At 35.4% G+C, this 14507-nt stretch carries 12 protein-coding genes; 4 read left to right on the top strand and 8 right to left on the bottom strand.

Translation table 11 applies throughout. The features are described 5' to 3' along the window. Positions 1-177 precede the first annotated feature (177 nt). Positions 178-2742, top strand: coding sequence for an ankyrin repeat domain-containing protein (locus tag HUB95_RS03325; protein WP_209452292.1), 2565 nt, complete (start codon positions 178-180; stop codon positions 2740-2742). Here the strand turns inward: HUB95_RS03325 and sdhA are convergent, their stop codons facing one another. Continuing rightward, positions 2743-4542 (bottom strand): succinate dehydrogenase flavoprotein subunit, encoded by a 1800-nt coding sequence (sdhA, locus tag HUB95_RS03320; RefSeq protein WP_015588990.1) that lies wholly within the window; start codon positions 4540-4542, stop codon positions 2743-2745. A gap of 171 nt (positions 4543-4713) precedes the next feature. Between sdhA and HUB95_RS03315 the strand changes: the two genes are divergently transcribed. Continuing rightward, positions 4714-4902 carry a hypothetical protein gene (locus tag HUB95_RS03315; RefSeq protein ID WP_197907315.1) on the top strand — a complete coding sequence of 63 codons (189 nt, stop codon included), beginning with the start codon at positions 4714-4716 and terminating at the stop codon, positions 4900-4902. A 496-nt stretch (positions 4903-5398) separates the two neighbouring features. Here HUB95_RS03315 and gltX read toward each other — a convergent pair whose 3' ends face one another. Next, the gene (gltX, locus tag HUB95_RS03310; RefSeq protein WP_209452291.1) at positions 5399-6820 is read right to left on the bottom strand and encodes a glutamate--tRNA ligase; all 1422 of its coding nucleotides are present in this window, start codon (positions 6818-6820) and stop codon (positions 5399-5401) included. A 149-nt stretch (positions 6821-6969) separates the two neighbouring features. On the opposite strand from gltX, the gene HUB95_RS03305 reads away from it, so the two are divergent. Both HUB95_RS03305 and HUB95_RS03300 read left to right on the top strand, forming a co-directional pair. Next, complete coding sequence (locus HUB95_RS03305) at positions 6970-7725, top strand: ankyrin repeat domain-containing protein (RefSeq protein ID WP_209452290.1); 756 nt, start codon at positions 6970-6972, stop codon at positions 7723-7725. A gap of 72 nt (positions 7726-7797) precedes the next feature. Then, positions 7798-9873: an acetyl-CoA carboxylase biotin carboxylase subunit gene (locus tag HUB95_RS03300; protein ID WP_209452289.1), complete on the top strand. Its 2076-nt coding sequence runs from the start codon at positions 7798-7800 to the stop codon at positions 9871-9873. Here HUB95_RS03300 and HUB95_RS03295 read toward each other — a convergent pair. From HUB95_RS03295 to HUB95_RS03270, 6 genes are read right to left on the bottom strand one after another with little or no spacing between them, the layout of a single operon-like run. After that, positions 9822-10850 (bottom strand): COX15/CtaA family protein, encoded by a 1029-nt coding sequence (locus HUB95_RS03295; protein WP_174516784.1) that lies wholly within the window; start codon positions 10848-10850, stop codon positions 9822-9824. The genes HUB95_RS03300 and HUB95_RS03295 overlap by 52 nt on opposite strands. Continuing rightward, on the bottom strand, positions 10832-12421 hold the full coding sequence (locus HUB95_RS03290; protein WP_209452288.1) for a glycosyltransferase family 2 protein: 1590 nt from the start codon (positions 12419-12421) through the stop codon (positions 10832-10834). Before HUB95_RS03290 ends, HUB95_RS03295 begins: the two co-directional genes overlap by 19 nt. 5 nt (positions 12422-12426) lie before the next feature. Then, positions 12427-12903, bottom strand: a complete 477-nt coding sequence (locus HUB95_RS03285; RefSeq protein WP_141457161.1) for a F0F1 ATP synthase subunit B family protein — start codon at positions 12901-12903, stop codon at positions 12427-12429. A gap of 8 nt (positions 12904-12911) precedes the next feature. Continuing rightward, a complete protein-coding gene (locus tag HUB95_RS03280; RefSeq protein WP_015589036.1) occupies positions 12912-13391 on the bottom strand; it encodes a F0F1 ATP synthase subunit B family protein in 480 nt (159 codons plus the stop codon). A 3-nt stretch (positions 13392-13394) separates the two neighbouring features. Next, entirely contained in the window at positions 13395-13622 is a 228-nt protein-coding gene (locus tag HUB95_RS03275; protein ID WP_006014985.1) for a F0F1 ATP synthase subunit C, read from the bottom strand. Positions 13623-13681: 59 nt separating this feature from the next. Next, positions 13682-14407 (bottom strand): F0F1 ATP synthase subunit A, encoded by a 726-nt coding sequence (locus HUB95_RS03270; RefSeq protein ID WP_015589037.1) that lies wholly within the window; start codon positions 14405-14407, stop codon positions 13682-13684. Positions 14408-14507 lie beyond the last annotated feature (100 nt).

The following is a 14507-nucleotide window of genomic DNA, read 5'->3' as shown; positions in this document are numbered from 1 at the left end:
AATAGTAGCAACTGTTCAAGTGAGGATTTGACTATGATAACAGATTTTCTAATAGAAACTAGTTTTCTGCCTTTCCACCTATACATATACAACGTTTAGCTCAATTTAAAAGTCAAACTTCTTGGTTGTTAGTTTAGTGCTGACAACTTAAATAGCTTTTAATATTGAGGTTTTAGTATGGGTATAGATATAACTGCACTAACTACTAATGCAGATAAATTAGGTGAATGCATAGATAAAAATAAAAAGCAAGAGCAGGATAGAAAAGACGAGCAATTGTATGGCATTATAAAGAGAAAGGTAAAAAAAGAAGAACACAAGCGTGAAAAACCAAGAGGTCAAGATGGAACCCTCAAGAAGTGTAAAAGGTTATTTGAGAAAGATGCTAGTCCTGAAGTATTAACTAAATTAGAAGAATCACTTAGAGAACAAGAAAAATATTATAGGTATTATGTCCAATGCTTCCTTCCAGTGCTAGATAAAGCAATAGAACGATCGAAAAAAATATCAAATGAAACAAAAGAGCGAGTAAAGCAAGCAATTTCAGAAATTACTTATAATAGCAAATATTGTAACCAAAATGATCGTAGGGACAGTGGAATTGAAAGTGACTACAGTAGCGATGCTGGTGATGATTATGAGAAACATTCAATCAGTAACCCTAATACAGCAAATGAAGATCAAGAAGTAGAGAAAAGCAACGGAACAACGCATAATAATGTTCAATTACTAAAAGCGATCAAAAATGGAAATAACAGGAAATTAAAAAAATATCTAAAAGATTGTACGGATATTAGCAGCATAAAAGCTGAAGAAGGGAAAAATATTTTACACCTCATTGCGTCGTTGGAAAAGAAACAGAAATGCAAGTTTCTGGGTACCCTAATAAAAACGGTCACCAAGGAAGATCTAGCACAACTCATTAATAGTGAAAATCAGACCCCTTTTCAGGTAGCACTAATTAACAAGGTAACAAAAGAAAAACATGAGTCTAATACAATTCGAAGTAACGATAACACACTTAAGTTTCTTACAAAATTGTTAGAGCATGGAGCCAGCTCTGATAATTTAGAATTATCTACAGAAGAATTACAAAACTTAAAAGAGGAGCAAAAGACATACTACCGTAATTTCTTAGAAAAATTAGCAGAGCAAGGAAAGAAATCTAAATTAAAGCCAGAAATAAGAATCAATACAGAAGCAAAAATTAAAGAAATTATACCACATACCATAAATACTCCAGATAGTAATGATAATTATCTATTACATCCAGTAATTAAAAATAGTGATAAAAAACTTTTTAAAGAACTATTGGAAAAAGGTGCGGATATTAGCCTTAAAGACACAGATGGTAACAATGCTTTACACTTGATTGTTAAACCTGAAACAAAACAAAAACTTAAACTTCTCAATATATTGCTAGAAACAGGCCAAAAAGAACAATTTATAAAAGCTGTAAATGATAAAAAAGAAGGGCAAACACCGCTCCATCAGATACTCCAGCGCATACAAGAGAAGAGTGAGAACCGATCACTTAAGAAATTTGAAAAAACTAAAAGGTATGAAACCCTAGAACTATTGCTAAAAAACGGTGCAGATATTACTGTGCAAGATAAAGATGAAAAAAATGCTCTGCACTATATTGCTTCATTCAAAGGAGAACAAAAAGTTGCATGTTTGAAGTTGACTTTAGGTAAGGATGAATTTAGTAAGGCTATAAATGCTGTTAACGGGAAAGAGCAAACACCGCTCCATCAGGTACTCCAGCGCATACAAGAAAAGAGTAAAGAGCCTTCATTGAAAAATAAAATAAAAAATGTAGTAAAAAAAGAATTTAAGGATACTGGCAGGTATAAAACCTTAGAGTTATTTCTACAAAATGGTGCAGATATTACTGTGCAAGATAAAGATGGAAAAAATGCTCTGCACTATATTGCTTCATTCAAAGGAGAACAAAAAGTTACATGTTTAGAGTTGATTTTAAATTCGGTGGAAAAAGAGAAATTTAGTAAAGCTGCAAACGCCGCTAACGAAAAAGAACGCACACCACTACAAGTAGCGCTAATTACTAAGACGACAAAAGATAAACATAATTTGGTCAATCCTAAGAGCCGTGATAACACGATCAAGTTCTGTGTAAAATTATTGCAAAATGGTGTTGACCCAAAGCAGTTAATACTACCCGAAAGATTATGGAGCAAAGAGTATTATAAAACTATAAAAGGAATAGAGAAATCAATGGGTAGAGCGCTTATTCCAGATGATATGAGAACTGAACTGAAGTGCAACTTTGGCAGGAAGTTAAAAGCACGCGATATTGTGAAGTACATCAATAATGTTGCTTGTAAAGCAGTGAAAACGCTTGTATTTGCTGCTTTAGCCTGTGCAGCAATATTCAGTGCTTCTCAAGGAATTATTACAATTGCAACTGCCTCATCTATTATAGCAGTTATTGGAGTTTGTTATCTTATTTACTTGAATTTAGAAAATATTTATGAAGGATTTGGAAAAATTAAAGGAAAGTTTACTGAAGAAAAGCAACTTACACTTCAAGATAACGCACCAAAAAATGATACACAATGCAATAACTCTGTTAAAGATATAGAAAATAAGTCCAACGATTTAGAAGAGCAAGAGGTGCAAAAATCATCAAATCAATCAGAGCATACTGAGAGTCCTCCAGACACTAAAATGAGTGCCATATCAATAAACTCGTTGAAAAATTGTGTAGGGATAGTGTAACTAGTAAACCCTCTTCTCTGGCGCTATGAAATCAATCTCACCGCTCAGAGTTTTTTCAGCCACTTTTTTATAATCAATTTTTACGTTAATTTGCCCTTTCTTTTCTTCAAGCCACGCTATAGTGTGCTTCATCCAGTTTTTGTCATCACGTTCAGGAAAGTCTTCACGAGCATGGGCACCTCTGCTTTCCTCGCGATTAGCTGCGCATTCCATGGTAATAACCGCTTGTGGGATCATGTTAGCAAGCTCCAGTGCTTCAACTAAATCACTATTCCACATCATACTGCGATCCTCAAGTGAAATATCAGGCATCATTTTTGCTACCTTTTTTATAGCTTTTTTGCCTTCTTCTAAAACTTCAGCAACACGGAACACTGATGCGTACTTTTGCATAGTGTTCTGCATTTCGCTGCGTATTTTTGCTACTTTTAGCCCACCGGAGGCAAATCGCATTTTATTAAATCTATCCACTATCCAGTCTGTGCAGTCTGAATGCAATTTTTTATGTGGTGTACCGGATTTTAGTTTCTCTCTTGCTCTGAGCGCTGCAGCTCTGCCAAAAACCACAAGATCAAGAAGCGAGTTAGAACCAAGTCGATTTGCACCGTGCACAGAGACACACGCAGCTTCTCCAATTGCAAATAGTCCATCTACCACTTCTTCCTTACCTTGCTTCAGCGTGATCACTTCTCCATAATAATTAGTTGGAATGCCACCCATGTTATAGTGAACAGTCGGAATGACCGGTATTGGATCTTTAGTGACATCAACTCCAGCAAAAGTTCTTGCGGTTTCGCTAATGCCCGGCAATCTGAGTTTTATTACTTCCGGATCAAGATGTGCTATAGTTAAATACATGTAATCTTTTTTCGGTCCAACTCCCCTTCCCTCTCTAATTTCAATTGTTATTGCGCGACTTACCACATCACGAGAAGCTAAATCTTTTGCTTTTGGTGCGTAACGTTCCATAAACTTTTCACCCTGAGAATTAACGAGGTACCCCCCTTCACCACGGCATCCTTCTGTCATCAGGCACCCTGAGCCATATATTCCTGTTGGATGAAATTGTACAAATTCCATATCTTCAAGTGGTAATCCAGCCCTTACTACCATGCCATTACCATCACCTGTGCAGGTATGCGCACTTGTTGCAGAGAAATAAACACGTCCATATCCACCTGTTGCTAACACCACTCTATGCGCACGAAATCTATGTAATGTGCCGTCGCATAGCGACCAAGCAAGAACTCCGCAGCATGTTTCGCTATCCATAATTAAATCAATCACAAAGTATTCAACAAAAAATTCAGCGTTGAATTTAAGACACTGCTGATATAGAGTGTGAAGGATTGCGTGCCCAGTCTTATCTGCTGCCGCACAAGTGCGCTGCGCTGATTTTCCTTTACCAAAGTGAGTTGTCATTCCACCAAAGGAACGCTGGTATATTTTGCCATCTTCTGTACGAGAAAAAGGTACGCCAAAATTTTCAAGTTCAATAACAGCTTTAGCAGCGTTTTTACACATATATTCTATTGCATCTTGATCACCAAGCCAGTCTGAACCTTTTATTGTGTCATATGCATGCCAGCGCCAATCGTCTTCACCGATATTACCTAAAGCTGCACTAATTCCGCCTTGTGCTGCAACTGTATGACTTCGTGTAGGGAAAATTTTAGAAATGCAGGCAACTGAAAAATTAGTTGCAGCCATCCCAAGCGTTGCTCTGAGCCCTGCTCCACCTGCACCTACTACTACCACGTCATACTCATGTTCTATGATCTCATACGCTGACTTATCCATATTTACTTATTTTATCATTACAGGCTTATGATATCACAGAAGTAGAAAAAATCTATACAAGTTTTCTATAGCTATACCACCGCGAACCGTCATACCGCCGCGGTATCTCTTAACATAGATCCCTTACTTAACCGTCATACCTTAACATAGATCCCGCTAACAAGCAGCGGGATGACGGTTATCAGGCTAGCTGTCATCCCAGTTTGGAATCCAGGAAAAAGAATGGTGTCATCCCATTGCCCAGACACTGGGATCCAGGAAAGTTTGCTTGTAAACAAGCAAACTAGCATAGAAAGTGGTTACAACGTTTTCGATGAGATTATATGGAAAACTGGATTCCAGTGTCAAGCACTGGAATGACACCTCTCTTGGGCTCTTTTAGCTATAAACATTAAGAAATTTACCAAACGAAAAAAAAGGCAAAAGAAGCCCTGGGGTTATTATCCGCTTTAAAATATTGGCGTTTTTTATGTTTTAAACTCTTGACAAGCAAGATTTAGCTGCTTTTAATTGCAACTAACTTACGCTGCAAATGTTTAAGAAATTTACTAAGCAGAAAAAAAGACAAAGAATCCCCGAGTTAGCTAGTCTTTTACTATCTCTGTCGAGTATTGGATTTTTTGATGTCTTGTAACGCTTTATAAGCGCGTTCAGCTTATTTAGATAAAAATCTAGATGTAGATGAAGTTTTGTAAAGACATACAGTATCTATATACTGCAAAAAATTGAACATAAGACGCCAATACATTAAGTAATCCTTACCTTTTAATCTGCAGATTGGCGAAAGCAAATACAATAGCTTCACTGTCATGATAAAGGGGCTGGCGAAGGATGTCAAGTAATTTTCTTATTTCATTTAAATTGCTTGTAACCTTCTTATACACTCATCTTTACCAAGAATCACCATGATATCAATGATTCCAGGTGCATCCATTACTCCAGTTATAGGGGTGCGTAATGAGTGGTATACATCGCTTATTTTCATATCGTGCAATTTTGCACATTCCTTGATCTGAGAAGATAAAAAACCCTTATTCCAATTTTCATCACCGATCTTTGACAGAAATGACGCGAGTAACTTAATTATATTGAGGTTAGATTTGACAATTTGCTCAGCCTCTTCACTTAAATCAAGTGGCGGATCTTGAATATAAAATTTTGCTAAATCCAATAATTCGGTCAGGTAGTTTGCTCTTTTTTTTAGCTCTGTCAGTCCCTGCAGTAAATAGCCCTTTTTTTTGTCAGTTAGAGTATTTTCTCTAAGCATTAGAGTCAGAATATCTTCATTGCTCATATTACTAATATAGTGGTTATTCAAATGCTCCAGTTTTTTGAAATCGAGCCGTGCAGGTGAACGACCAATACTTTCTAAATTAAACCACTCTATTGCTTGCTCATCGCTAATAATCTCATCGTTGCCGTGACTCCAGCCAAGTCTCAGCAAGTAATTACGCATCGCTTTTGGCAATATTCCCATCTTTTCATAATCGCAAACGCTTGTGGCACCATGCCTTTTGGATAGCTTATTCCCATCTTCCCCATGGATAAGCGGCACATGTGCAAAGCGTGGAATGTCAAAATCAAGAGCCTGGTATATTAGCAGATGTTTAAAGGTATTAGTGAGATGGTCAGAACCGCGTATTATATCAGTTATTCCAGCATCATGATCGTCAATTACGACAGCAAAAATATATGTTGGAGTGTTGTCAGAGCGTAAGATCACTATATCATCAAGCTGGTTGCTATTTACTTTGATTTGGCCGTATATTTTATCATCAATAACGATCTCTTGCGAATCTGGCACTTTAAAGCGGACAACTGACCTCACACCCGATGTCATTCCAGCGCGTGACCACATATTTTTCCAGTGTCGGCTACTTGGATGACAAGAAGGAGGTTTTGTAGTACATTTATGCTTGTATATCTTGCTCTCTTCTCTTGCTTTTATTTTCTTTTCTGCAACTTCATCCTCAGGGCAATAACAGTGATACGCCCTACCCTTCTCAACTAAAAGGTTTGCTACTTCTTTATGCCGCTCTATTCTTTTTGACTGATATACTATTTCCCCATCATAGCTCACACCGAGCCATCTTAGCCCTTCTATAATTACATCAATTGCTTCTTTCGTTGAACGTTTTCTGTCGGTGTCTTCAATTCTCAGCAAAAACCTGCCACCATGATGCTTTGCATAGAGCCAATTGAATAAAGCAGTACGAGCTCCTCCAATGTGCAAAAATCCTGTTGGTGATGGAGCAAATCTAGTGACTACGTCTGGCATATTTGTCTATTACAGTAATATAAATGATGATAGCTAAAATTTATGTTTGTAACAATTTAGAATTTATTTGTTCTGAGAGATAAAATTTACTTGTTTTTCATAAATTGTGTTGTATAATTTAGTACTGGTTGAATATAGCGAGGTGAGTTATGGATGGACTTGTAGATATAGCAAAATTGCTTTCAGATAATGAAGCTAATATCAATTGGCGTTACACCGGCCCTTTTGATAAAACAAAACAAAGAGTACAGGCAGATAATCTCCTGCATTTAGCTGCAAGAATACAAAACAAAGGTAAATTTGTAGACATTTGTAAGAAGAACATTGCTTCTGTAACTGCGCATAATGAATATGGAGATAATCCATTTCATGAAGCAGCAAGAAGTGGAATTTTGCTGCCTGCAGTACAAGAGATTGTGAATGACTTAGAGACGGAAGCTGATAACAAAATTACGAAAGCAGAAGAAGCTGGAGATCGGAAAGAAGTAAGCAGATTGAAAGAGGAACTCAAATGTAATAAAAAATATATTAAAGATGCGCTCTGCAGTAAAGACTATGCTTTTAATAAGAAGAGGGAAACTCCTCTTTATTACTTAAATGCTGCACAACAGAAAGAAATTAAGCAAATCGCAGGCATAAAAGACAGCTTTATATGTAACCAGAAGTTTCACCTGTGCTTATATATAATAGGAGCGATAGCATGTATCGCTGCTTTATGTTTGTCTTTATACTTTTTATTTTTAGTTTCTCAATCTTTTGCACTAAGCTCGATGGTTGCAATAGCTTCTGGCGGAGTCACATACCTGTCAGTTAAAGCATGTAGCGAGACACATGCCTTGCATAACGAAAGCACTTTAGTGGAAAATGCTAATGTACAACTTGCAGGAGAAAGTTTGGGTGTTTGATGAAGCTAGAAATTACTTGCAGGCAATGATATAGAAATTTACTTTCTTAACTTCAGAAAGTATACTCATACGATGATAGAAAAGAAGTACAGTAAGATTTTAATAGCAAATAGAGGAGAGATTGCCTGCAGGATTATCAGAACTGCTCATAAGATGGGTATATCTTGTGTGTGCATATACTCGGATGCAGATGTAAATTCTGTGCATGTAAGACAAGCAGATGAGTCAAGATATATCGGCCCTTCGCCATCTTGCCTCAGTTATTTAAACATTGAAAAAATATGTGAAGTAGCAGTTGAAACAGGTGCGCAGGCAGTTCATCCTGGCTATGGTTTTTTAGCAGAAAATCCAGATTTTCCACGTGCTTTGCAAAAACACAATATAGACTTCATCGGCCCCAGTGCAGAAACAATAGAAGTTACAGCCAACAAAATAACAGCAAAAGAAGCGGCAAAAAAAGCTGGAGTGAATGTAGTGCCAGGATATATGGGTAAGATTAGCGACGCTGCCCACGCAGCTCAAGTTGCTGAAGAAATTGGCTTTCCGGTTATGCTTAAAGCTGCATCAGGCGGTGGTGGCAAAGGAATGCGAATTGTAAACTCCAAAAAAGAAATTGAACTAGCATTTACATCAGCCACAAATGAAGCAGAGAAAAGTTTTAAGGATGGCAGTATCTTTATAGAGAAATATATAGAGTTGCCAAGACATATTGAAATACAAATCATAGCAGATAAATATGGCAATATAGTTTGTCTTGGAGAAAGAGAATGCTCGATACAAAGGAATAATCAGAAAATAATAGAAGAAACGCCAAGTCCATTCATTAGTGAAGAAGTAAGACAAAAAATGTATGTTCAATGTGTTTCTCTGGCAAAGCAAGTTGGCTATTTTTCAGCAGGCACTGTTGAGTTTGTTGTAGATAAAGACCAAAACTTCTATTTTCTTGAGGTAAATACGAGATTGCAAGTTGAGCATCCAGTAACAGAATTTATAACTGGAATAGACATAGTAGAAGAAATGATTAGAACTTCCTGTGGAGAGAAATTGAGATTCAATCAGGATGATATTAAACTTACTGGTTCTGCAATAGAAAGTAGAATTTGCGCTGAAGACCCATCGAAGAAATTTTTCCCTTCCAGCGGAAGAATAAAATATTACGATAAACCGGGTGAAAATGATTATGTAAGAATAGATGATGGAGTTGCTGCAGGTTCAGAAATTAGCATGTTCTATGATTCGATGATTGCCAAAGTGATAACATATGGAAAAGATAGAGTAGAAGCGATCAGCAGAATGCAAAAAGCATTGTCTGAATGCTATATAGAAGGAGTAACAAATAATATAGAATTTCTAGAATCCATCTTCCATCACCCAAATTTTATCGCAGCAAAGCTCTATACGAGATTCATTCCAGATCATTACCCTAGTGGGTTTCACGGCGATTTTGTTACAGAGGAGTATATTAAAATATTTATTTTCACTGCGTTATATGTTCATTTGGAAAATGAAGAAAGGTACCATCATAAAGCAGTGAATGAAACATCTCAGGTGTCATTCCAGTGCGTGACACTGGAATCTAGTAAAAAAGAAGGGGCACCAGTATCAGCTACTCGGATGGCAGGTGACCGTGCAAGAGATTTATTCATAGTGAATATAAATGACAATGAGTACTCCGTAAATGCAAAATACCAAGATAATATATTAATAACGGTATATAATCACAATAAATACTCCGTTATAGGCAAGTGGAAATCAAGTTATAGATTGCTATATATCACAATTAATGACGATACCAATATAGCACTTAAAATAGAAAGACAAGGCAGCAAGTACTTCATAAGACATGCAGGCATGAAAGCTGAGTGTTGTATATTTAAGCCTCATGTAGCTGAATTAAGTAGGTTAATGCTAAATAATGAAACAGAAGGGATTTCAGCAGATGCTGTAAAATCCCCAATATCTGGCTTATTAGTTAAGTTGCACGTAAATGTAGGAGATCAGGTGGAAATAGGACAACCTTTATTTGTGGTGGAGGCAATGAAAATGGAAAATATCATATGTGCTGAAGCAGCAATGGTGATAAAAAATATTCCCGTTCAAGAAGGAAAAAATGTGCAGATTGGTGATGTAGTCTGCTTTCTTAAATAACACAAGAAGTACAAACTTGACCCAAACAAGATAAATGAAAACACTTGATGAGCTATGGCAATGGCTATTGGTATGTGTAACAAAAGAGTAACCACTCCTAAAATTATCTGAATGATGATGGAGAGCAGCATAATATATACCGGTTTTACGCTAGCATTTTTTACTGTGAGTATTACTACCAAAGTTAGTATTAGCAATGCCAGTGCTCGATGTATAAATTGCACTGTCGCTCTGTTCTCAAAGATATTCAGCCATATAGGCTGTAAGAAAAATAAATCTTCTGGAACGACTTGTCCGTCCATTAGTGGAAAGGTATTGTAAATCAAACCAGCATTTAATCCCGCAACAAATGCGCCGAAAATTATTTGTATTACAATTAGGACCAAAATCATCCTTGCGTAGTATATAGTGTTACCACTAACCTTAAGTTTTGTTTGTTGTGGCCTTATCTGATAATCAAAAAATTGATATGACAATAATGCAAAGATAATTAATGCTAATAATAAGTGAAGTGCAAGCCTATAGTGGCTAACATGAGGTTCAGTTACTAAACCACTTTTAACCATATACCAACCAGCAAAAGCTTGTAAAGCTCCAAATAATAATGCCACAAATAGCTTTATTACTACCTTTTTAGATATTTTTCTTCTTAATGTAAAATATATAAATGGCAGGACAAAAACTAAACCTGTTAGTCTTGCCACCAATCTGTGTACATATTCTATTAAGTATATAGCGCGAAACTCCTCCATACTAATACCATAGTTAAGTGCTTTATATTCAGGTGTAGCTTCGTATTTTAATTTTTCTTGTAGCCAGTCTTGTTTACTCAGTGGTGGTAATGTTCCAGTAATAGGTTTCCACTCCGTGATTGACAATCCCGCTCTTGTAAGTCTGGTAAATCCACCAATTCCTACCATAAGAATTACCATAATACAGCAGAGAAAAAGCCAAATGGCTACAGGTTTTGCTTCCATAAACCATGTTTAGTTTTGTTCCATCGCTCAGGGTAAAGAATAAACTCCCACAAGGCAAGAAAAGCTGCAACACTATGTAGCAGACTATAGACCGGAAAAAATATTGATACTATATAAAAATAAAAAGGCATCTTTTGCTGTTTGACAGCTATTACCAAAAGAATCAGGTTAGTAACGTATACCACTACAAAGTAGTACAAAAATAATTCATTTAAAACTTTAGTTAATATCAATGAAAGCAGTAAAAATGGAGTAGTAAAAAATATAAAAGCTGCAGAGCCAACAAAAAGATTCAATAGCAAAATTCCCTTAAATCCAGTGTGTTTATAAAGTGACTTTATATTTTTTAAATGAACAATATAAGTTTGCATATAGCCTTTGATCCAGCGCGCTCTTTGCTTAATCCAAGCAAATACAGCAATTGGTGACTCTTCCAATGTTTCTGAGTCAATCATCCTGGTTTTATATCCCATTTGCGCAAGTCTCAAACCGAGGTCAGCATCTTCGGTAACACTATAAGCATCCCAGAAAAACACTTTTTTTAGAATTTTTACTGAAAAATGATTACTGCTACCACCAAAAGGCATCGGCATGTTCATTTTTTGGAATCCAGGCAATAAGTATTGAAACCAGTTCATATACTCCAGAGAAAAGGATTTTGTGAGAAAATTATAATCACAATTATAGTAATTTAATTTCGCCTGTACACAGGCAAGCTTATCGTCGCCCTTATTAAATTCAATCAGTGCTTTTTTTAACTGCAATGGGTCTGGTTTATCGTCCGCATCATATATTACTGCATACTTTCCTCTAGCAAAGCTCATAGCATAATTGCATGACTTGGCTTTTGTTCTAGGCAAAGAATGAGGCACTTTTATTACTTCAAAATACTGTGGTAAAGTGTACTTTTCTATAGCTGCTAGCGTTTCCTGGTCATCACTTTCTACCAGAAGCTTTACATCTAATTTCGACTTTGGATAATCCAAACTTTTAACGCTTTCAATTAATTGCCCTATTACTGCACTTTCTTCAAATACAGGCAGTAAAATAGTATATATAGGTTCATTCAACTTACTATAATCCACTTTTTGATTAGAGATTTCACATAAGCTAAAAACTGTAGCTATAAACTTGAATAAATAACTAGAACATCCGATTATAAATATCAACATCAAAGCAAAATATGTACATTTCTCTGTGAGTGTTAAAATTGAAGTTACAATAAAGAAAGAAGCAAAAAATATTGAGCTTAGTTTAATGCTTTTGGCTGAAAAATTAGGATTCTTGTAATATAAGTAGTTGCTTGCAAATTCTGAAATACCAAAGTGCGAGTTAAGAAGATTTAAAATCTGTTCGCTATCCACTTTTATTAATACATAGTCAATACCGTAATGAGTTTCGACCCAACGGGTGATATCTAGACTTGTGTCTTCAACCATAAAAAAAGTAGTATCATTTAATTTTTGCCAAGGAATTATATTAAATTTATAGTAAAAAAGTTTCTCTTGCTCTTTGCATAAACTAGAATCAAACTTAATTTTTTCTACATTATCAGCTTGAAGTATAGGCATTAAACCTAATGCAATTTTTTATTTAAGTCACGTGAAAATGAAGATATGACCTCGCTACTACGCTTATCATCTTTACGTTCATGCATTATTTTTTTTACAGCATCAGCAGCTATACTCGCTGTGTTAGCCTGTAAATCTCCAAGAGCTTTTTCAACTTGGTCAGTGACTTTCTTCAAGTTAGAATGGGCATTGTCATCTAATGTCTGATCTAGCTGCTGTCTATTGTGCTTAATGATACTATTAGCTTTATCAAGTGCTTCATTCATCATTTCATTAACTTCTGCATCTAATTTTTTGTATTTTTCAGAAGATTTTTTGTAATACTCCAACATATCTTTCCTGAATTTTTCAGTTTCTTCACTTGAAAATTTGCTTTTGTTACGCTTATTGTTAAGCGCATTTTTTATCACTTTCTTCAGCAATTTATACGAAAGGACAAAAATTACCAAAAAGGCAAGACCGATAATCAGTGATGTAGACATAAAAACCCCTAAAATTCTTTGGACACCAAATCAGCAACAAACTCCTCTTCAATTTCAGAATTGGTCAATTTAGTATAATAAATTAAAGCAATACTAGTAGCCATTTGTTTTAACTGATCAGTATATTCAGATTTAAATTCTGCCACTTTTTCTTCAATAAGCTTGCTCTTTTTTTTGTCTTCCTCTTCTAATATATTCTTTACATTAGCTCTCATTTCTTCTACCTGAGCAAGTGCATCATCTATGATTTTTTTTGCCTGTATTCTAGCTTGGGTTAAAGCTGCGTTATACTTGGCAACCTGATCTTCCGTGAGTCTTAAAAGATGAACAGAACTATTAAAAGAATCCAATACTTCTTTACTTCTAGTGCTTATTATTTCATCTAACTTTGGCAAAAATAAACAACTTACTACGAAAAAAAGTGAAGAGAAAAAAATTAAAAACCAAAAAACTTGAGAAAAGAAGGTTGAAACATCAAGCTGTGGCATCTGTTAAGCAGCAAATATTAATAACATTGCAAGTACAAACGCAAGCAATCCCATGATTTCAACCATGGCAGCACCAATATAAACGTAACTTTTCATTTTACCTTCTGATTCAGGGTTCCTCGCAATCCCATTTAACATAGCAGAGAAGATATTAGCTATACCTAAACCAGCGCCGAGCATTCCAAACACAGCTAAACCAATTGCTATAAATTTTAAAGCTACTAAATCCATATATTACCTTTAATTATTTCTTTATAATATAATTGTAAAATATTCTACAAGGAAGTCAATTACTTTACTGCATCTGACAAATATACACATGTTAATATAGTAAATATATAAGCTTGTAAAATTGCAACAAATACTTCAAATCCTATCAATGCAATTATGAACAAAAACGGCGCAGGAGTGAAAAATATGTTCATATTTACAATAAACCCTGCTATCACTTTGATGATTGTATGACCAGCAATCATATTTGCTGCAAGCCTTATTGATAGGCTAATCGGTCTTACTAAATAAGCAAACAACTTAATAATAATTATTATAGGTGCAAGCCACGAAGGAGTTCCTTTTGGTAGCAATATGCGTAAAAATTCTACTCCCCTTTCTTTAAATCCAACAATCGTTATATAAATAAAAACCACCATCGATAAAGCGAAGGTGACTATCACATGACTTGTGACCGTGAAACTATAAGGAAGAACACCAACTAAATTACACGATAAAATGAAAATAAATACTGTGAATATCAATGGAATGTGCTGCAAGCCTTTGCTTCCAGTGTTATTTTCTATTATTGAAATAACAAAATCATATACATACTCAACTGCAGCTTGCAAATATCCTGGTATTACTGACCCCTTCTTTATTCCAAAAAGCAAAAAGAGTATCATCAATATCACCGAAATCATCGTGAAAAAAGATGAATTGGTAAAGCTTACGTCATACCCAAATAACCTAGGTAACTCTATTATTGTATATACCTTAAACTGTTCCAGTGGATTTAGTGCCATTTTAATCTGAATTATAAACAGTAAATAAAGTATGAATTTTATAGGACAAAGTCAAGAATTAAGATAAGGCTCTGTATTATTATAACATTAACATATTAAC

Origin of the sequence: Wolbachia endosymbiont of Ceratosolen solmsi (genome assembly GCF_017869155.1) — a bacterium.
GTDB classification, from domain to species: Bacteria; Pseudomonadota; Alphaproteobacteria; order Rickettsiales; family Anaplasmataceae; genus Wolbachia; species Wolbachia pipientis.
Note: the sequence above shows the minus strand (reverse complement) of the source record. Positions and strands in the feature narration are given on the sequence as shown.